The 18,667-nt window shown below is 50.8% G+C and carries 25 protein-coding genes and 1 pseudogene; 13 read left to right on the forward strand and 13 right to left on the reverse strand.

Annotated elements, in window-relative coordinates:
• From PsW64_RS28060 to PsW64_RS24800, 10 genes and pseudogenes are all read right to left on the reverse strand, one after another.
• A pseudogene (locus tag PsW64_RS28060) lies at nt 1–642 on the reverse strand (phage major capsid protein); the annotation flags it as partial.
• 14 nt (nt 643–656) lie between these two features.
• Complete coding sequence (locus tag PsW64_RS24760; protein ID WP_063305349.1) at nt 657–1,505, reverse strand: head maturation protease, ClpP-related; 849 nt, start codon at nt 1,503–1,505, stop codon at nt 657–659.
• The gene (locus PsW64_RS24765) at nt 1,502–2,728 is read right to left on the reverse strand and encodes a phage portal protein (RefSeq protein ID WP_063305350.1); all 1,227 of its coding nucleotides are present in this window, start codon (nt 2,726–2,728) and stop codon (nt 1,502–1,504) included. The genes PsW64_RS24760 and PsW64_RS24765 overlap by 4 nt, the downstream gene beginning before the upstream one ends.
• Nucleotides 2,725–4,440 carry a terminase large subunit gene (locus PsW64_RS24770; protein ID WP_063305351.1) on the reverse strand — a complete coding sequence of 572 codons (1,716 nt, stop codon included), beginning with the start codon at nt 4,438–4,440 and terminating at the stop codon, nt 2,725–2,727. Before PsW64_RS24770 ends, PsW64_RS24765 begins: the two co-directional genes overlap by 4 nt.
• Nucleotides 4,441–4,453: 13 nt before the next feature.
• On the reverse strand, nt 4,454–4,930 hold the full coding sequence (locus tag PsW64_RS24775; RefSeq protein WP_063305352.1) for a hypothetical protein: 477 nt from the start codon (nt 4,928–4,930) through the stop codon (nt 4,454–4,456).
• A gap of 178 nt (nt 4,931–5,108) precedes the next feature.
• Nucleotides 5,109–5,432: an HNH endonuclease gene (locus PsW64_RS28290; RefSeq protein WP_082831211.1), complete on the reverse strand. Its 324-nt coding sequence runs from the start codon at nt 5,430–5,432 to the stop codon at nt 5,109–5,111.
• A 222-nt stretch (nt 5,433–5,654) separates the two neighbouring features.
• Nucleotides 5,655–6,257, reverse strand: coding sequence for a transcription termination/antitermination NusG family protein (locus PsW64_RS24785; RefSeq protein WP_063305354.1), 603 nt, complete (start codon nt 6,255–6,257; stop codon nt 5,655–5,657).
• Nucleotides 6,254–7,564: a helix-turn-helix domain-containing protein gene (locus PsW64_RS24790; RefSeq protein WP_063305355.1), complete on the reverse strand. Its 1,311-nt coding sequence runs from the start codon at nt 7,562–7,564 to the stop codon at nt 6,254–6,256. Before PsW64_RS24790 ends, PsW64_RS24785 begins: the two co-directional genes overlap by 4 nt.
• Nucleotides 7,561–7,869, reverse strand: coding sequence for a winged helix-turn-helix transcriptional regulator (locus tag PsW64_RS24795; protein ID WP_152986794.1), 309 nt, complete (start codon nt 7,867–7,869; stop codon nt 7,561–7,563). Before PsW64_RS24795 ends, PsW64_RS24790 begins: the two co-directional genes overlap by 4 nt.
• Entirely contained in the window at nt 7,862–8,611 is a 750-nt protein-coding gene (locus PsW64_RS24800; RefSeq protein ID WP_063319065.1) for a class I SAM-dependent methyltransferase, read from the reverse strand. The genes PsW64_RS24795 and PsW64_RS24800 overlap by 8 nt, the downstream gene beginning before the upstream one ends.
• Nucleotides 8,612–8,764: 153 nt before the next feature.
• On the opposite strand from PsW64_RS24800, the gene PsW64_RS24805 reads away from it, so the two are divergent.
• Entirely contained in the window at nt 8,765–9,028 is a 264-nt protein-coding gene (locus PsW64_RS24805) for a hypothetical protein (protein ID WP_153040928.1), read from the forward strand.
• Between the two features lie 249 nt (nt 9,029–9,277).
• Here the strand turns inward: PsW64_RS24805 and PsW64_RS28490 are convergent, their stop codons facing one another.
• A complete protein-coding gene (locus PsW64_RS28490; protein ID WP_153040929.1) occupies nt 9,278–9,487 on the reverse strand; it encodes a helix-turn-helix domain-containing protein in 210 nt (69 codons plus the stop codon).
• Nucleotides 9,488–9,598: 111 nt separating this feature from the next.
• On the opposite strand from PsW64_RS28490, the gene PsW64_RS24815 reads away from it, so the two are divergent.
• Both PsW64_RS24815 and PsW64_RS24820 read left to right on the forward strand, forming a co-directional pair.
• Nucleotides 9,599–10,042 carry a helix-turn-helix domain-containing protein gene (locus tag PsW64_RS24815; RefSeq protein WP_153040930.1) on the forward strand — a complete coding sequence of 148 codons (444 nt, stop codon included), beginning with the start codon at nt 9,599–9,601 and terminating at the stop codon, nt 10,040–10,042.
• Nucleotides 10,043–10,116: 74 nt separating this feature from the next.
• Nucleotides 10,117–10,371, forward strand: coding sequence for a hypothetical protein (locus PsW64_RS24820; RefSeq protein WP_057464815.1), 255 nt, complete (start codon nt 10,117–10,119; stop codon nt 10,369–10,371).
• A gap of 450 nt (nt 10,372–10,821) precedes the next feature.
• On the opposite strand, the gene PsW64_RS24830 is transcribed toward PsW64_RS24820, so the two are convergent.
• A complete protein-coding gene (locus PsW64_RS24830) occupies nt 10,822–11,502 on the reverse strand; it encodes a GNAT family N-acetyltransferase (RefSeq protein WP_063305359.1) in 681 nt (226 codons plus the stop codon).
• Nucleotides 11,503–11,957: 455 nt separating this feature from the next.
• On the opposite strand from PsW64_RS24830, the gene PsW64_RS28070 reads away from it, so the two are divergent.
• The 9 genes from PsW64_RS28070 to PsW64_RS24875 all read left to right on the forward strand — a co-directional run bounded on the left by PsW64_RS28070 (nt 11,958) and on the right by PsW64_RS24875 (nt 16,377).
• Nucleotides 11,958–12,185 (forward strand): hypothetical protein, encoded by a 228-nt coding sequence (locus PsW64_RS28070; RefSeq protein ID WP_208981011.1) that lies wholly within the window; start codon nt 11,958–11,960, stop codon nt 12,183–12,185.
• Nucleotides 12,186–12,244: 59 nt separating this feature from the next.
• On the forward strand, nt 12,245–12,538 hold the full coding sequence (locus PsW64_RS24840) for a hypothetical protein (protein ID WP_057464812.1): 294 nt from the start codon (nt 12,245–12,247) through the stop codon (nt 12,536–12,538).
• Between the two features lie 51 nt (nt 12,539–12,589).
• Nucleotides 12,590–12,808: a hypothetical protein gene (locus PsW64_RS24845; protein ID WP_063305360.1), complete on the forward strand. Its 219-nt coding sequence runs from the start codon at nt 12,590–12,592 to the stop codon at nt 12,806–12,808.
• 15 nt (nt 12,809–12,823) lie between these two features.
• Complete coding sequence (locus PsW64_RS24850; protein WP_063290962.1) at nt 12,824–13,561, forward strand: hypothetical protein; 738 nt, start codon at nt 12,824–12,826, stop codon at nt 13,559–13,561.
• A gap of 185 nt (nt 13,562–13,746) precedes the next feature.
• Nucleotides 13,747–14,022: a hypothetical protein gene (locus PsW64_RS24855; RefSeq protein ID WP_063305361.1), complete on the forward strand. Its 276-nt coding sequence runs from the start codon at nt 13,747–13,749 to the stop codon at nt 14,020–14,022.
• A gap of 2 nt (nt 14,023–14,024) precedes the next feature.
• Nucleotides 14,025–14,672 carry a hypothetical protein gene (locus PsW64_RS24860; protein WP_063305362.1) on the forward strand — a complete coding sequence of 216 codons (648 nt, stop codon included), beginning with the start codon at nt 14,025–14,027 and terminating at the stop codon, nt 14,670–14,672.
• 129 nt (nt 14,673–14,801) lie between these two features.
• Nucleotides 14,802–15,005, forward strand: a complete 204-nt coding sequence (locus PsW64_RS24865; protein WP_063305363.1) for a hypothetical protein — start codon at nt 14,802–14,804, stop codon at nt 15,003–15,005.
• A 17-nt stretch (nt 15,006–15,022) separates the two neighbouring features.
• Nucleotides 15,023–15,274, forward strand: coding sequence for a hypothetical protein (locus tag PsW64_RS24870; protein WP_063289144.1), 252 nt, complete (start codon nt 15,023–15,025; stop codon nt 15,272–15,274).
• Between the two features lie 2 nt (nt 15,275–15,276).
• Nucleotides 15,277–16,377 (forward strand): site-specific integrase, encoded by a 1,101-nt coding sequence (locus tag PsW64_RS24875; protein WP_063305364.1) that lies wholly within the window; start codon nt 15,277–15,279, stop codon nt 16,375–16,377.
• A 194-nt stretch (nt 16,378–16,571) separates the two neighbouring features.
• On the opposite strand, the gene PsW64_RS24880 is transcribed toward PsW64_RS24875, so the two are convergent.
• Nucleotides 16,572–17,654: a phytanoyl-CoA dioxygenase family protein gene (locus tag PsW64_RS24880; protein WP_208981012.1), complete on the reverse strand. Its 1,083-nt coding sequence runs from the start codon at nt 17,652–17,654 to the stop codon at nt 16,572–16,574.
• Between the two features lie 82 nt (nt 17,655–17,736).
• Between PsW64_RS24880 and PsW64_RS24885 the strand changes: the two genes are divergently transcribed.
• A complete protein-coding gene (locus PsW64_RS24885) occupies nt 17,737–18,579 on the forward strand; it encodes a hypothetical protein (protein WP_063305365.1) in 843 nt (280 codons plus the stop codon).
• Nucleotides 18,580–18,667: the final 88 nt, after the last annotated feature.

Genomic DNA, 18,667 nt, shown 5'->3' on the forward strand with positions numbered 1-18,667 from the left:
CGCCGCCTTACTGTCACGCACTGTCTGCTTTCGGTACTTCACCAGATCAGAACTGGTTTTGCCCTTGGTCAGCAAATCCCGGATAAGCAAGCGACGCCGTGGCATGCGGATCGGATCACGTTCCTCTTCATGGTAGATCAATCCACCAGCAGAACCAGCCGCAGTGGTGATTGCATTCGAGACAGTAATGCGCAAATTACCTCGTGCACCACCATCGGCAAACGCCTTGATCCGGTCATCTTCTGCCACGAATGCCTGACCAAGTGTCATCACCGGAGTAGAGCCACCGCCGCCGATCCCCTCAGCCACTTGCTGCGAGATTTCCAGCGCCTGACTCTTGATGCCTTCCAGAGCATTTTTCAACTCAGTGACCGAGTTGCTCAAAGCTGTCTGCTCAGTCAAAAGCTTGTCGGCCTTATCTTTGGTTTCCTGCGAAACCTCGCCAGAGCGCTTCGCTTGCTTCAGAGCTTCTTCCGCCGTGCCCTTAACGTTATCAGTCACATCATCCAGCTGCTGACTAACTTTTTTCAGCAGGTCTTCTGTCGTCATGTTGTCATTGCGTACCGACCCGACAACAGCATCAGGGCGAGCAAGAGCAAGTGCCGCCAAGCAAATGGCGGGCATGAGTGATTTCGTTCTCATGAATGTTCTCCGATTTACATGGAATCCAATTTATCGAGGAGGCTTTGCACTCCTGCTCGAACGGCAGCGCCAGACTTGCCGGATGGAGCAGCGCCAGACGTGCTCCCTTTCAAAGCCGCACAAAGTGAGCGACGTTTTGATTTTGGTACGTTGAGACGCGCAAGGAGGATATCAAGCTCCTTCTGCGCAGCATTTGGTGAGGGCTTATCGGAAGCTTGGCTTGGAGCCTGCTCAACTTCATCACTTGGAAGAAGCGCATCTGCAAACCCTTGCTCAACTGCACTCTCACCATTGATCCAGGTCTCTTTGTCGAGCTGATTGCTCAGCTCTTTTTCCGAGATCTTGGTGCGTGCGTGATAGATGCTGACTGCCGCATCATCAAACGGCTTTAGCCAATCGGCAACCTCAAGGAACGCATGGCGATCACCGCATGCACAAACCCATGTGTTATGGATCATCAAGAACGCCGCTCGCCCGATCTGGATTTCATCTGCCGCCATCGCAATGACAGAAGCCGCTGATGCTGCTAACCCCAGCACCTTCACAGTTACCTTTGCCTTGTGCTCACGCAGCAGATTGTAGATCGCCAACCCTTCGAAGAAGTCGCCGCCGGGAGAGTTGATCGAGACGACCACATCCTTCTCACCAATGTTGCGCAGCACCGCTGAAATTCGCTTGGCAGTCACCCCATCATACATCCAGCTCTCGCCAATTGGATCGAGGATGGAAATGGTGTTTTCGCCATCCTCACCAGCTGCTGCCTTGATATCGGGATTCCAGCGCTGCTGTACGCTTTCAGCAATCGCACTTTGAAGACCTTTCCCAGCCAACACCGGGACATTTGGCAAATTGCGGATGCTCATTTGTCTTCCTTTCCTAGCAAGTCGACCAGTCCCATAGAGGTTTGAACCACCAGCTCATCACTGTTGCCACCGCGCCGTGGCAGATTGAGCTTGTCGCGTCCCTCATCACCAGACATGAAGCCGCCCATTCGCATTTTGAGGAGAAAGTCACCTTTGGCCTTGCTGTCCATTTGCAACATGGCTTCGCGGTTATATTCCACGTACCAACGCCCACGCTTTTCAACGGGAATGAGATCTTTCAGGATACGAGCTTCGTTTTTGATAAGTAGCGGATTGATACCAAGCGAGAGCCAGGACAACATCACCGCCTCAACACCACTGCCCCACATGGTCTGGCCATCAGATGAATGACCAATCACAATCGGCGGAACCCCAAACCATCTGCAAACATCTTCAACGCCAAAGCGCCGGGTTTCCAAAAGCTGCGCATCCTCAGGGTTCATCTGGAGCTGCTTGTAAGAAAGCCCAGCTTCAAGCGTCAGAATTTTACCTGCCTTGCGAGAACCTGAGAATTTGGTGAGGATCGCCTGAAGTTGCCCGCGCTGCGTCTCGTTGAGCTTTTGCTCGGAACTCAATACGCCTGCAGCCATCATTGCATTTGAAAAAACACTGCCCGCTGTTTCATCAGCAGCCAAAGCAGCACCAATTGAGTTCGCCCCATACTTGATGGCTGACATGCCCAAACCATCACCAGCCCCAAACCCGCGCAGATGGAACACTTTATCAGCGGGCAATGTGCTGTGTTTGCCCCGGTCATAGACGCTGTATTCCAGCTTGCCATCTTGATTGCGTTTGGGTGTGGCATTGAGCAGAGGGCGCAGCCCAACCAGCCTTGGTCCCACAAAGAGCTTTTCCGCACATGCATTGCCGCGCAAGGTTGCATGCGCCGTCATACCTTCCCAGAACTCAACCGCAGTTTGCTCAGGGTTGGGGCTCTTACTAAGGATCTCGGACAGGTCCTCTTCAATCTTCACCCTGCTGTTTTCAGCACCCTTTTCATAAAGAGCAAGAGGCAGTGTTGAGATCACCTGTGAAGTCTTGCGAACACAATCCCAAACAGCAGAAAACGCCAGAGCAGAGGACGCATTCACGGTTTTGCCAGCCGCAGAAGAATGACCGCCCCCAGTCCATGCATCTCCCCCATTGAGGTTGATCCATCCAGACTCGCCTGCTCGTAGCTCCTGCTTAATGCCGCGAGCTGCTGCCTTTAAAAATCTGATCATATAACCATCACCGGATTGCTGAGGAAATCATCCAGGCCATTGCCTTCTGCTTCTGGATGGCGGCTCATAAGATCGAACGCGTTGAACGCTGCTGTGAGCGGATCAATCTTCATGGAACCGGAGGCTTGCTTGGTCACGTAGTCGGCATTGCCGCGTTTCTCGGTTTTGGCGTTAGAAACACACCAAGCCATCAACCGCGAGCCACCATGAACCAGAGATTTGTCTGCTAGCTTTCGCGCCATGCCTTTGGTTACGCCTGAGAGTTTGTAGCCTTGAGGCACACCAACAAGCTGCTCTTGTTTGACCTCCCGCTCCATCAGCTCATCAACAATTGCCGCAACCCCAACTGGATCTAGTCCGATTGCATCCTGTTTTGGGAAAAGACCACGATCCAGAACTTGCTCGATGTAATCAGCAACAATCGGAATATCGTCTTCGATGTTCTCACAGATGAACAGGTCGCCATCCTTCTCAAAGTCTTGGAGCGCCGTTGCAATCTGTTTGCGTTTTTCCAGCGCACTTTTGTGGCAACACGCGCAGGTCCAAAGCAGCCATCTGCTTTTCTCGGCCTCGCTCTCTTTTTCGCGCCCGATAAAACAAAGCCCTAGAAGGTCATCCAGACCGCCGCCATCAACACCAGCAGTCACAACTTCACATCGATCCAAAAATTCAACAAAATCGCGGATGACAGTGAACTCAGCAGCCTGCCAATGATCAGCCCCGGCCCACCGATCTCTTCGCAGGTTCATGCCAATCGGCACATTCAAGTGCTTAGCAAGGAAGCTCTGCTTGTCTTCTTCACCAGTGCCATCCATGGCTTCGCGAAGTTTGGATTCCAGCCAGCTCTTACGAACGGAACGCCCGAGATTGGGATTGGTGATGTAATAGTTTTCCGGCTTCAGATAATCCTTGCTTTTGAGCATTGCTTTCGGGAACTCATAGAGAACTCCAAGCCGCTCAGGATCATGAATTTTCCCGTCGCGCACATCGCGGTAATATTCAAGCTTACTCTTCCAGACCCCTGCTGGCGGCTCATCAGAATGCGTAGTCAGATAAACAACAAACCCTTCAGGACGCGCAATCAATCCGCCAGTGGCCTCCTGCAGCATGGCTGCTGCCTTTGGCTTCTTGCCAAACAACCACAGCTCATCAACCAGAACGAAACCAGCTTTTTTGCCAGAAAGCGTGTCACTGTCAGCAGCCACAATCTTGAGGTTCGAGTTTGTGGTCTCATGCCTGATTGTTCGCTGGTGCGAAATCACTTTGAGGATGCTTTTGAGTTCCGGATCGTAGGAGACCATCGCAGCAGCTGGATCAAAGCAGTTGTTGGCGACCTCAATTGTAGGAGCCAACAGCAACAACTCATTGAGGTGACGCCAGTTGCGAATGAGCGCCGTCACCATAATCCCGGCTGCAATGGTGGACTTGGCATTTTTCTTTGAGATCAGGAGAAGGAACTCACTGATCAAACGCTGCCCTTGTTCCGCGTCATAAGCTCCAAAGATCGCACCAACAAAATCGAACACCCATTGATCACAGCACTCACCAAATGTCGGCATGCCCGGAACATCAACTACTTTGAGCGACTTGAAGACATTCAAAGCCGCCTCTGCTTCTGCTGAGAACAACGGATCAAAGGGAATGAGAGATTTCCCTTGAACAATCCGTTGTTCCCAATCCACGCAGGCTGTTGACCAGTGCTGAACTTTCAAGACAGATCTTTCTTCAGTTGATCAGCTGGGGAGCTTGGGGAGGTGCAAACTTCCCGTCATAGGTTTCTGCTGTTTTCTTGCGTTCTTCTTTTTTGCCAAGCGCCTTCCCGGATGCAGCTGGAACACTTGTTCCCCGATTGGCAATCGCCTCTGCAAGCTTGTCGCGATCAGAGCGCTCTAGGCGTGCAAAGATTTCTTTGATCGCTGACACTTTCCCGGCTTCAGCCATGTCCATGAGCTTGCCCAGCAGCTTGGCTTCCACTCTCGCCCGAGCATCATCCTTGACCTTGAGCTGACGAAAATAATTCTTGCGCAAAGTGGGAGCTGTGATCCCTAAAGCTGCTGCAATTTCATCCTGAGTTTTCCCAAATGCCAGTAACTGTATGACAAGTCTACGCTTTTCGTCTGTCACCACATGAGGTGGACGCCCTCGTTTTCCAAACCCTTTCGGGATTGGATCGCCTAGCAGGTCAAAATCGAAGTCGGCCAAAAAAAAATCTCTCAGTTATAATGGGGCGGGTAAGGGCCATTCAGCCCCCGGACTTTCACCCTACCCCCCCATTTTCTCTTTAAAATCAATGACTTGGAAGCCCAACCACTAAAGCCCTCACAGCCGCCTCAGAGGCGCTCAACAGCTCCCGAGCAACTCATTCAAACTGAAATTCATTTTATAAATCAATGCCTTGGCAACGCATCCGTCGCGCCTGCGCAGTCTTCCGATTGTGGCACCACGTGCAAAGGCACTGGATGTTGCCCGGATCGAGGTCAGAGCCGCCATCCTTGCGCTCGACGATGTGGTCAGCGATGAGCTTGTGTTGCAGCTTGGAGAAGTCCTTGCCGCACATCTCGCAGACATAGCCGCGCAGCTGCTTGATGTACTTGGCGAGCGCCTTCCATTCAGCCGTGAGGTAGAACGGATCAATCGCCTTCGGCGCTTTGCGCAGCGTTGAGCCCAATGTGTTCAGGCGGGGTGTGATGGATTTGAGTGGCAAAGGAAGCTGCCTTCAAACAGAAAAAAGGCCCGCCTCTCAGCGAACCAGTTTGACGCACTCTGCATGCGTATCGAAATTCCATAGAAACTCTTCGCGCCAACTCCGCTTCTCAGCGTCTTATGTTGACTGGGTCTCGTGTCTGGGTCGCTTCTGTTTGGTGTAGCGGGTTCTAGCCGCTCAGGCCCCAAGAGATTCACGTGATCATCCTGACGCGTATCATGATTAACCTAACGACACTTTGTCAACTGGTACCGTTGCATTCATCACCCGACCGAATGCCTCAAGCTCCACTCGAACCAACTCACCGCCTTGCCTGAAGCTGCGAACCTCGCCTATCAACTGAGCACCAACGCCAGCCACAAGCATGACCTTATCACCAATACTAAAGAGCTGACCCTTAACTAGTTTTCGCCCAACCTCAGCTTCACATGCCGTGTCGACTATTCGAAGCATCTCGCGCATCGGCACACGATGAGGAGCGCCCTCTAAAGTTGCCGAAAGAATTTTTTCCACACCATCACATTTTCGGACTAAATCGCAGGTGTGGCCTGCATTCGCATCCAAACCTACAAACAGATAACGAGGGAACATCAAGCAGCTCACAGCGAACTGCTTTTTCCTTGTCTTCGACCTCCGGCACTCGGTCATCATTGGTAGATAGGCAGTCAGGCCAACCGCATTGATCCCTTCGAAAGCTCGATCCTCACAGTTCGGATTGGTGCGAACCACAACCCATTCAAGAGAGCTACTTTTGATGAGCGAACGCATGAACTGATAGTTGCGCTCAAGCGCTCGTCTTTCCTCGTTGGGAGCAGTCTTCATCATTCAGCAGCCTCCTGAGTTGCCGTTGTGGTGTTGGTGACTTGATTGTGCGCTGCCTCAAAGTTCTCAAGAGCCGCCTTCACAGCCCCAAGCAAAGTCTCGTGTTCATCACCAACAAGCCTCGGCATCCAGACCCACTCAGGCAGAGCATGATCAGGAGCAAACCTAGGCCAGCCACGCTCCTGGTGAAGCCACTTCCAAGCCTGCCAGATCTCGCTACCAACCTTCACAACTTCAAACTCATCACCCAACGAAGACAGCTCATTCGGGACAGTTCCGCCACTTCGCTTCCGTTCGGCAGCTTGATGCATGAGAACAACCGAGCGCCAACCGTATTTCGACAACCGGTCCAGCTTCTCTTGCTTCTCGATATCTCCCCCAGCCGTTAGTCGCCCTTGGATTATCGAAGGTGGTTTCGGAAAGTGCTCAGGCGCAAGGGGCGGTTTGAGCAACTCAGAAAACCGATAAACGCCCCAAAGCTTGCCATAGGGCTTGACAACCTGCACCTCACCGCCCTCATTTCCAGAGCCTTTGGGCAGCAGCTCCCACCGCTTTTCCTTGAGATAAGTCAGCAAAGAGCAAATCTTGGTGCGACCTAAATCCCTGATGTGTTTCTCGTAAGATTTCGCCAGCTTTGCAGCTTGATTGCGTTCTTCCTCAGTCAGTCCAAACCACAGCCGCTCAGCAGCTTCCACACTGTCGCCTGCCCCTGTAGACCAGCCAGCATGAACCTTTTTCAGCCTTCGAACCCACGTTTCACGAGTGACTTTGCCCTTATTGTCATTTTTTACATTCTCGCTCTTACACGCGCCCTCTCTCTTCTGGACTGGTATTGGATTGTTAAATGGACTGTTCTTATCTTGGTGCACGTCGTGCACCGCCTTAGGTGCATCAGGTGCACCACCTTCATGCACCTCGTGCACCACCTTTTTTGAGTGAGCTGGTGCATCTGGTGCACCGCCTTCCTCCTCAAACTCGGTAGATTTGACCATCCGCTCAGATAAGCTGGGCGCAACTAAATCACGCTCAGGCCACCGCGCCACGTACTCATGGCGCTTCCATCTTTGCCCTCTGAAACCATGCTGGCTGACTTTGATCCAACCAGCTGCCCGAGCCGTCTCGATATGGTTGAGAACTGCCCGCTTGCTCAGACCGCTATACTCCATCAAATCTTCAATTGACGGATAGCAGCTCTCCCCCAACGTGTTCATGAACATGCTCAAGGTTTGCAGCACATGCTTTGTAGTCGCCGGAAGTTCAGACTGGCAGAAGGCTTGCCGCCAATTCCATGCCTTTCGGTCTCCGCTCATGTCCAGCCCTCCACTTCCATTTCAGGAGACTTGAGCATGTAGTCATTTCGCCTAAGTTTTGCGCCCGCAGCATCGTAGCGCCGCACTCCGACCCAGCCAGCCTGTTGTGCCCTCTTAAGGTGCTTGGTCACCACCGGTTTGCTCAAGTTGGCCCGCTCTGCCAGATCGCTAACAGGCACCGTAAAAACCTCACCAACACCGCCGACAAACAGGCTCAGCGTATGCAGCACCAAGCAGGTGCCGGATTCCATGTGGTATTGCGAAAACTCGCGCCGCCACTCTTCAATGTTTCGAAATTCACGCACTGCAAGCCTCCATTGTTTCAGGGAGAGAAAACAAAGGGCCAGGTTGATCCTGAAGTTCAGGGCCAGTAGCCAGTTCTAGGTCATTTAGCTTTGAAAATTGCCCTTTGGAGCCGGGAGGCACCCAGATGAGCTGGGTAGAGCTTGCCTCTTGGTCTGTCCGAAAAATGATCCAGCAATACGCCGTTGCAGTGGACCCTTTGGGATCATATCGCCCCTTATGGATCGGCACCCTTTCAGCAAAAACCGCCACGATTGCAGGTGGATGAGCAAGAAACAGTGTTGCAACACGCTCGATTGTCTCCAGCCACCTCAATGGAACAAGCACAGCAACGCCTCGCTTGGGCTTATGGGCTAATGCACGTTCCACGAACTGCTGAGCCAACATGCCAAAGGGCGGATTGGTGACAATCCAATCAAAGGTTCCGTTAGGGAATTGCCACTCAGGGAGCACTGTCAGGAAGTCCCAAAACTCCCCATGTGCATCGCCAAACCCGCGATTGAACAGATCGGACGCCCAAACCAGATCAAAGTATTCTCGGAGCGGGATCGCCATATGCCCACCACCGCAAGCACATTCCCAAACCTTCAACGGCTCCCAACCCGCCTCTCCCACTCGCTTGAGGTGCAAAAGCAATTCGCACAGAGCACGCGTTGCCCATGGTGGCGTAGGGAAATAGTCACCAAACTTCTCAGGCTCCACTCGAGACGCCATAACCGCTCGTGAGTTCTTAGGAGAGCTCATGCAGCAACCCTCCCGAGGAATTCCGTAGATCGACGTTCAGGTGAATGCGTGTTGCAATCGGCATCGCGTAAAGATGCAGAGAGCCTTGCCGGATGCGCCAACATAGCAAAGCTCTCTGCGCACACTGGCAACCCGAGGAAAGGAACAGCCAGCATGAGTGATGAAGTATTCGAAGAAGCCGTAATTGAAGTACATCCAGAAGAGAATTTAGAACAGAGAGCACATAATGAAGTTCTATTTGTCTTACTGTGCAAAGTGCTTGAAAGCCTAACACCTGAGCAAAGAAAATCTGCTGTAGGACAATTTGAACATTATGCCAGAAACTTGAAATATGGCGATCGCACCAACGACGATGACTGCAAAGTCGTGGAAGAAGTTTGCTATCAATACCTCCGTCAGATTCGATACCTCCGCTAGAAGCAAAGTGGTTGCAAACCTCGCCTAGAAGAAGAACTAGCTTAGTCAATTTTGATTTGTTGACTGGGTTTTGCTCTGCCAACAGATTATGAGGAAAGGTCATGCAGCAACCTCTCGCAACATAATGTGCAAAAGTTACACGACGTTTATCAGATTTGAACACTACACCACCTCCCCCAAACAATGCGCTGCGTGACGAGATTGGCTGCATTGAGGGAACCATCTCTCAATACAGCCAACTTCTACCAATCACCTCTTGGCAGTAGGAAGGTTTTCATCTTCAGTGACTTGCTGTTGCTCCAACATGAAAAGCTGATAAGACCTTTCAAGAACGGCAGTTTTCTCAGAGAAACCATCCCGTTCAACGCGAGAGATGCAACTTTGAGAGCATCCAAGCGCACGCGCCATCTCCAACTGAGTAAGCTTAGCTTTCATTCGAATTTCGGTAGGCTCTAGCATCGCTATAAAATCCCGTGGGTATAATATTTACTCGACACGTGTATTTTCAATGCCAGATGCATAGTCCAAAGTCAACACCCAATGCATAAAGCCGATTGGCACTGTGGAGCTATGGAACCACACGAAAGACTTAGAACAGCCCGCTTCAATGCAGGCTTCAAAACAGCTACAGCAGCCGCCAAGTCTCTTGGCGTCAACGTTAGCACCTACTCAAGCCACGAGAACGGCTCTAGGGCATTCGGTCATGAAGAGGCCGCTCACTATGCCCGCCGCTTCAAAACATCTCCCCAGTTCCTTTTGTATGGAGAAGGCCGATCACCCGATGATGCAAAACCAGACGCTGATGACCTAACACACAGCCTGCTGGGTGAAATGGCGAACAATTCTGACAGACCGCAAACGGATAAGCTTGACTTAGAGTTATTCTTAAAGTCTTTTGAAGAAGGAATAAGACTTGAAGAGCAAATTCTTGATGGCAGGGGTAGCATTAGAGATTTATCTATTATAGTTGAAAATATTTATAACGCTGCAAAGAAGAAAAAGACTGATAAGTGATATTTTTTAACTGAAGGATACTGTCCTAAAGTTTCGCTACGCGCTCTAACCATAAGTACCTAAAGAGAGACCATATGGACAACGAAAGCGCACTATCACTGATCTGGCATCGTCCAACCTTCTCACACAAAGAGGAAGTTTTGGACCTTATTAAGACCGCCGAAAAGTACGACCTAATCACACCACTTAAGATGATGTGTGTTAATCTTTACGATTGCCCCTACATCGATTTACTAAGCGAAAAGCAGCAAAAAGAAGTAATCAACGCCTTTCGCCCCGCGCTGGTTCTGGCGTACACACAACAGAAACAGGAGCAGGAAGTTGCTTGAGTACACCAAGAGGCGCCCCGCTACTGCACTCATACTCGAAGAGTTGAGCACAACGGGTGCACAGCTTTTGCACATCTGGAATAAATCCAATGGGCACCTCTCACCCGAGTTCATCGATTACGCACGCAAAGTACTACTCATGGCGCCACCTGCCACCCCCAGCGACAGCCCTGACATTCTAATGATAGGCAACGACAGCTTCGCACGTCACGTGTTCGGGGCGGACTGGGCTCAACACCCAACCAGAGCCAGAAAGGCGATGTCACTGACATATCGGCAATTGGTGGCAAGCAGTTATTGGAATGCCCACCAGTCAAACAAGCCAATTTTTGACCTGATCGGCGCAAACCTTTCCGACAATAACTATCGCGAGTATTGCAGACTAATCCTGCCCGTACATTCACGAGCAGGAATTTCGCAACTTGTAGTTTTCACGAAAGAGCTACCTGATCAATCATCTCGCGCTATATCACTAATCAACTGATTCAGAGCGTATGAAGGGTTTGCACAAAACGCCAACCCCTTTGGAAAGTCTCGAGACGGCACCTCAAAGCGAATGCCATCTGACTGACCCACCAACCATCCCCAGCGCGCTCCATTTCCATTCAAGAAATCAGCGGGACGCATCCAGCAATAAATCCAATCAAGTCGCCAAAGATCAAAAGCCATAATCTGCGCGAACTCCATCAATCTGCGCGCGTACCCCCGCTTCCTGAGATCTGGCCTTATCCAAAGATCGCCCAGGTATCCAACCTGCCCCGAAATACGCTTCGCGATCTCAGGCTGAACATTCGTCACCTGTACAGGATTGCCATCAACATCAACATATCGCAATCGCCAATAAGTGGCCAAGAATTCCGACAACGCCAACCCTTGCAGCGGCTCTAGCCTAATTGCCGCAAACCCACATAAATGCTTCTCACCAACTAACCTCAGGCCTAGCCATGCAACATTCTCTTTACTCTGTGCGTTGAGAGAATATGCAAAATGCGGTGTAAGCCCGCCCTTAGCCTCGGGCAAAGCTTCTTCAGCAGCGGCAAACGATTCCCCCTGAACAATCTCAAAGCCGTTTTTCTCAAACTCAGAAATCAGCTTAGCAGCTGCCTGATAGAGCACTAAACGCGCCACCATATTGGTACCTCCAAATACCCAAAGAGCAATTGGATGCAGATATCCACATAAAACCTAACGAAATTACCCCTTAAATCTAACAATCAACATAGTTTGACTCGTGTCCTAAATTCATTTTTCGGACGCAGAGCATAATATTTATGCCATACGCATTGACAACAGCGTATACTCAGAGCATATTTTTTACACTGACTGTGTGGATTTGAATATCATGACCGAATTTGAAGCAATTAAGCTTCTTCGTGAACATCGAAGAAAACTGTCTCGACTTCCAGCTGGCTCATTAGTCCGTTTTCGAAGGAGCCCGCCTGAAGACTTAGGCCGATGCAACATCGGTATTGTGCAACGAGATGCAGCCCTTAGTGCTGTGGTCGTTCTCTACATCGATAGCAACAACCAACCTCAGCAAGCAGTAGCAGCAGTTTCAGATTTATTTATCGCAGAGGGTGAACGAGATGACATCTCAGATTGATGACAAAAAGGTGCGGGACACACGCGACGATCTACAACCTGGAATTGACAACCTGACCAGCCAGATCAAAAGCGCCGCGGTGTCTGACACAGATAAAGCAACTCTCGCTTTGCGTGCAGGGAAGGCAATCGTCTCAAACGTTGCAGAAGAGATCTTGGTGAACCAGTTCGCCGAGACACTCTCAAAGGAAGATGAAGACACCACCGCCTAACACAAAATAGAGAGAGAGGGCCCTGCTCTGTCTCTCTATCTCCAAAAGGGAGTATTTCGATGCATAGCGCCACAATCATTCAATTCCCTGCGACTAAACAGAGCCCAGCTCAAGCACCCTCCAAAACCGTACAGCAAGTGGGTGAAGAAGCGCTCACCCAGACGAAGGACGCTCATAGAGACCTCTGCACGTTCCTCTCTGACTTGAGCTTCATGGTCAAAGAGACCCCGCAGGATCGCCGCGCGATCAGCGCTCGCATCCTCGCCATGCACGAAACACTCACCAACGCCGATATCGCGCTGGTGAAGATGCTTCAGCAAATGGAAACCGCAACTCCAGCAGGCACTCTTTAGGGCCTCCAATACCTCACCTCTTCGCTCCCCTCAATCACGAGGAACAGTCCCATGAATAGCATTGAGAAAGTCGTATCTAGTAATCTCTGCCGCGAGATCCTGTTCCACGTGAACGAGGCCGCGAAGCTATCCGTTCTGGTGGTCTTCGCCATAGTGCTGCTGCTCCTCGCCCCCGCCCTTGATGAAACAGTAATCGAGGCAAAACAGAGCATCTCCTCTGAGTTCATCAGCACCCAGCTTTCCTCTTTTGACGTCCTAAACGAACGCTAGAAGGTTCATGCGCCTATGAAACGTAAAGCGAAATTCCAGACTGAAGCCGAGATGTGCTCAGTGTTCCTAAAGAACTTGCCGGAAGGCTGGACCGCTTACCCGGAATGGAACAATTGGGACATTGTTTTGGTCCGCGACTGCGATGGCTTTCAAATCGGCATAGAAGCCAAGCTGCGCTTAAACGCCAAGGTCGTCACTCAAGCTGCAGAACGCGCCTATGAGATCACCAAGCCGGGACCAGATTGCCGTGCGATCCTCATTCCCGAGGGCCACAGAAACGATCTGGCCTTCATTTGCGGACTACTCAATCTGCAAATCATCGAAGTGCGCGACGAAGTGAAGAGCCCCAAATACGACGAATGGTTCTCGCCATCGCTCCCCGTTCTTGATCAATACAATTTCACGTATTTTCCTGAGTTCTTTCCTCTTTCCAGAATGCCATTGCCTGAGATTGTTCCAACTGTAGAAGCTGGCAAACCCTGCCCTACTCGCCTCACAGATTGGAAGATCAAAGCGATCAAACTTTCCATTCTGCTCGAAAAGAACGGATTTGTGACCCGCAAAACCTTCAAAGAACTGGAGTTGAGCCCGACGCTATTTATTTACGCGGGCAAGAATTGGATGGAACGAGGCTCCACCCGAGGACACTGGCAGAAGACCGGAACCTTCCCCGATTTTCGGAACGGCTTTGAAGCGAACTACGCAGAGCTGGAACAGCTCTTTCCTGATTGGTCCCAACAGTTGAGCCTTTAACATGCAAGCAGAACTCTTCAATCTTTCCGCCAGCCGGACCTTTCACGAACTCATCGCAATGGAGGAAGCAGCATGACCTTCCTTCCCCTCATCTTCACTGTAAACACCCTCCGCATGAGGCAGCTCTACTGGTTCGGAATGGAGCCGGCTCGCTATGGAACAGCCCTAGAGCAGGAGAACGAGCAATGAAGTGCCCTAGCTGCGTTGGAACCGGACGCGATGACTATTTCCACCTTGCATTAAGCGAGTGCGAACGCTGCAACGGAACCGGCTCTCTCCCAATTGAAGACCTCAATCCGTCTGCCCTGAAGACTGCTTCGAAAGCTTTTTGGGAAACTCAGTCTACGAGCAACCAAGTGCCTTTCGACGAACTCACCCTGAGCAATCAAATGGACCTCTCTTGGCACGCTGCGAAGATCATTCTCGCCTACCAAGAACGCGACGAAGAAACACGGAGCTAACCATGCCAGTCTTAGCACCTAAAGCCACAGCGTCAGCAGTCGAGACCATCAAAGAAACAGCCAGAACCGCTGGCTACTCTATGCCTGCATTCAAGCGGATCATTGAGGAGTTTATCTACCCTCTTCGCTGGTCAGAACGGCAGTCTCGCCCGTCTCACGATCCTTACTTTAAGACCTCCGAGTTCTACTCAAAGCCACCTCTTATGCTCTACATGATCGTGCGCAGGGACTGGTATAACGGGAAAACCGATTGGCTTGCATACTTCCAGCGCTCCAACGGCATCTATTCTTCAGACAACAAACCACACAGCACATTCGAAGAAGCAGAAGCAGCCTGCAACAAGTTCCACCGCGACCACGTCTTGAAACTTATCGACCTGGAGGCAGTTTGCAGCGAGGTCTTTGAGATGGTGGCGAACATGCTGGAAGCCCAAACCGGCACAGCCGACAAAACCCCGTGCCCCTCCTGCTCTGGCAACGATGCAAACCGTTGCGACTGCGTAGAGGATTACTGCACCTGCACGCTCCCTCGCACAAATTGCGACCATTGCAACAACAAAGGCTGGCTACCCCAAACACCCGCCAGCAACCTCCTCACTGAAGAGGAGGGCAAGCTGGCAACATTCCAGCACGTCACCCACGCCCATTAGCATTGCCGAGGTTACTCCTCCCAAGCGCGAAAGCGTCGCCTCGGCATGAGCGGCTCAGGAAAGGCGCACCTGAGCCGCTACCCACCCTTCTCAACACTGGTCGCAACCTAAGCTCAAAGAGGCACAGCAATGAGATTGGAAACAGAAGTCAACCCAATTCATATCGGCATTACACTGACAACCAAACCGGAAGCCTTAGCAGAGCTACTCACCGCCGTTGCTGTTAACGCTCCCTCTGAGCTTGCTGAGCAAGTCAACGAGCATATGCCGGAAGCCCTACGCGACCGCACATCCAACCTGCTTGAGAAACTACTCATCGCAATCTCAACCTGAAACCAATGAGGTGATAAATGTTAGATGGCAAAACCAATCCGTTGAACTTCCCGCCTCGCGGTTTAGGTAGAGTGGATGCCGCCAAGTACATTGGCATAAGCGCAAGTCTTTTCGATGAGCTGGTTGCAAAACGTTTGATGCCTGATCCTAAAATGATGAACACCAGAAAAGTCTGGGATATCCGAGAGCTGGACAGAGCTTTCGATGAGCTCCCGCATTCCAACCAATCAGCAACAACAAACAGCAACCTACCAAGCGACTTCGTGTAACCATGAGCACAACAAAGTTCAAAGGCGTTCATACCGAACGAGATCGACACGGAAAAATTCGCAGGTACTTTCGCAAAGACCGACAGTCACGCAGAATCCGCCTTAGAGAAGAGCCCGGAACACAAGCTTTTTTTGATGAGATCGCCCGCGCTCAGCTTGGGTTAACAAAGCCTGCACCCCTGGCAAAAGATAAGCCGAAGAAGACTATTCGAAAGGTAAAAGGAACATTCGGCTGGCTGGCAGAGGAGTATCTCAGTCGAGTAGGACCCACCTTTGCAAAGTCAACAGTAGACCAAAAACGCCGAGTGCTCACCGTTATTGGCGACGAAACGTGCTTGAGCGCCTCTGCGTCTGCTTTGCGAGATATGGACTATCGCGGACTAACCAAAGCACACGTCACTAAACTGCGCGATCAAAAAGCCGGTACTCCTGAAGCAGCAAACCACCGTGTGAAAGCTCTATCAGCCCTTTTCGAGTGGGCTTGCGGAGAAGCTGAACTTGCAGAAACCAACCCCGTCCATGGGGTCAAGAAGTTCAAGTCAAACACGACCGGCCATCATACCTGGACACAAGATGAGATGGACCAGTTTGCTGCTCACCATAGCCCAGGTTCAAAAGCCCACCTGTGCTTCACAGTTTTACGCTACACCGGCTTGCGCATATCCGACGTTTCTCGACTTGGACCAAAACATCTCTACACTGATCGCGAAACAGGCTTGCTTCACTTTAAGATTGCAACCAAAAAGAATGAGAACAACACCTCGAAGGTGATTGATATGCCGGTACTCCCGCCACTAGCATTGGCTATCAAAGATCTCGATGAACAGGCAACGTTCGTCCAGACACAGTGGGGAAAACAGTACTCCATAAAAAGTCTTGGGAACCGCTTCAGCACTTGGTGCAATCAAGCAAATCTTCCTCATTGCTCTGCTCACGGAATCAGAAAAGCTGATGCCGTTCTGGCTGCCGAACAAGGCGCAACCGCTCATGAACTACTGAGCATGTTCGGCTGGGAGAAACTAAGCACCGCCGAAATCTATACGCGAAAAGCAAACGCAAAAAGACTGAGCCAAACAGGCTCTTCAAAACTGCTAAAAAAGTGAGGGAAACCAATTTGCTAAGTCTTTGATTTTTAGTCCTTAGACTTTCCCTCACCTACCAACTAACAATATGATTATTCAAATATAAATCGCTTCGGCAGAGGCCTCCATTTTCCTTCTCCCCCATTGATATTATTAGCTATTGCCTATCTCTGGCGCAGAAGAATTGCGTCTTGCGATCAGTCATGTCTCACGTTTTACAACACCGGAGGCGCGTCTATTTTTACGCGGCCAACCTCCCGATGATGGCTCGGTTTGCCTGTCAGCTTACTCCTGAAATTCAGATAGCCAGTATAAATCTCTGACTGCCGCCCCTTCACGCCCGGCAACGAGCGCAGGTCTAACCCAGACCACGGAAAGTAAGGCGAACGGCGCAAATCTGCGAACAGTCCAACACGAACACCCGGACGCGTTGCAATCCCGCGGCGATGGAACCCATGCGTATCAGCAATCACCAGTGAGTTTGCAGGCACATCAAAACTGATAGGCTCACCATACCCCAACCTTAAGATATCATCCTCGCTTGCACGAAATGAACCCGCTGCGTGCATACCATCGGGATGTTGAACTGCATTCAAGCTCTGCTCAAACTCCCAGGCAGTCCGTTCCGGTGTATAACGATGAGACCCCGGCACATAATGAAAAGGCCCATCTGCAACATCCACATCACGCAAAAACAGCCAGGCTTTAGATGTGGCATGGAACGTATCAATGTGAAAATCAGTCTGCGGGTCTTTCTTCTTCTTGTCCAAATCCCACAAAACAGCATGCAAAAACATAATGGGATCCGCATTGTATGACCCCACATAGCGCATGGCATTTTGCAAAAACGGATCATGCACTGCCCTGCTCAGGCCAGGCAAGTCTTTCAGCACTGAAGGTGGCAAACCGATGAAACGTGTCACCGTTTTCCCTTGCCGCATTTCGCTTGCTGCAAACGATTTCGTTGCAATCTCACCCTGAATTTGCGCAAAAACGTCCTTGGAGAGAAAATTCTCTTTCACCACATATCCATTGCGGTGAAAAAACGCTTTATCTTCATCTGGCAGAAAGTGAACCATCTGACGACGACGCAGATCAGCCATCTTCTCGGCCCACGCCACACGCTTCAGATAAAACCCACGCTCATTTAACCAGCGACTTCCTATAATCGGATTCTTCTTAAATGACTTTTGCCCCATCAAGGCATCTAGTGCCCAGATAGGACTTTTTAAAATTCGCAACACACCAGCCCCTACTCTTCTGGCAAAATTCGCCAGAACCTGTGCAGTAACAGACACTCTACGTATTCCTGTGGTCATTTGCCAATTAAACTCATTGGGCAGGCTATTGCAGCACTGAGGATTTAAAGGGCAACTTTCCATGAGCGATACACTTGATCAACCAACCAAACGCTCACCTCCTGCACGTCGTAAGAAGAGACGCCGCAAAGCAGAGTTTGCCTCCGAAAGCCACATGTGCACTCATTTCATCAATAAGCTCCCGGAAGAGTGGGTCGCTTATCCTGAGTGGGGCAACTGGGACATTCTGCTTGTCAGAACAAAAGATGGCTTTCAGGTTGGCATCGAAGCCAAGTTGCGCCTCAATGCAAAAGTCATCTCTCAATCAGCAGAAACCGCCTATCAGAGCGACAAACCGGGACCAGATTGCCGAGTAATCCTGATCCCAAAGGGCTCCAATCTCGATTTTCAACCGGTTTGCAACATACTGTCTCTGCAGATCATTGAGATTGAAAGCGAAACCTCAAAAAGCCCAAGCACGGTCAGCTGGTACCGGCCCAAACTCCCCAATCCAGATCGCGCGTCTCCAGCAGGAAATTTTAAAGAGTTTTATCCCATCGAACGGTTGGAACTTCCTGAAATCATTCCAGTTGTTGAAGCTGGCAAGCCCTCTCCCATCAAGCTGACACCGTGGAAAATCAAAGCCATAAAGCTTGACATTCTGCTGCAAAAGCATGGCGTGGTTACGCGCAAACTGTTCAAAGCCCTCAACCTCAGCACAACGCTCTTCCTTCATTCCGGCAATGGCTGGATGTTGAAGGGATCAGAACGGGGCGTCTGGACACGCGGCCCCAGTTTCCCTGATTTCAGAACAGGGTGCGAAGAAAACTACGACGAGCTGGAAAAGCGTTACAAAACATGGGTTAAAACCTTGCCGATGGAAGGCATCCTCGCACCGGAAACAGAAAAAGAACCTGCCTCATGAGCGAATAAGCAGCCCTTTGTTGTTGCATGCAGAACAAACACCCCGAAACAACAGAGTTTCACTTGACCTAAATAGCTGCTAGATTACC

The sequence above is a fragment of the Pseudovibrio sp. W64 genome, assembly GCF_001623145.1.
Taxonomy (GTDB): Bacteria; Pseudomonadota; Alphaproteobacteria; order Rhizobiales; family Stappiaceae; genus Pseudovibrio.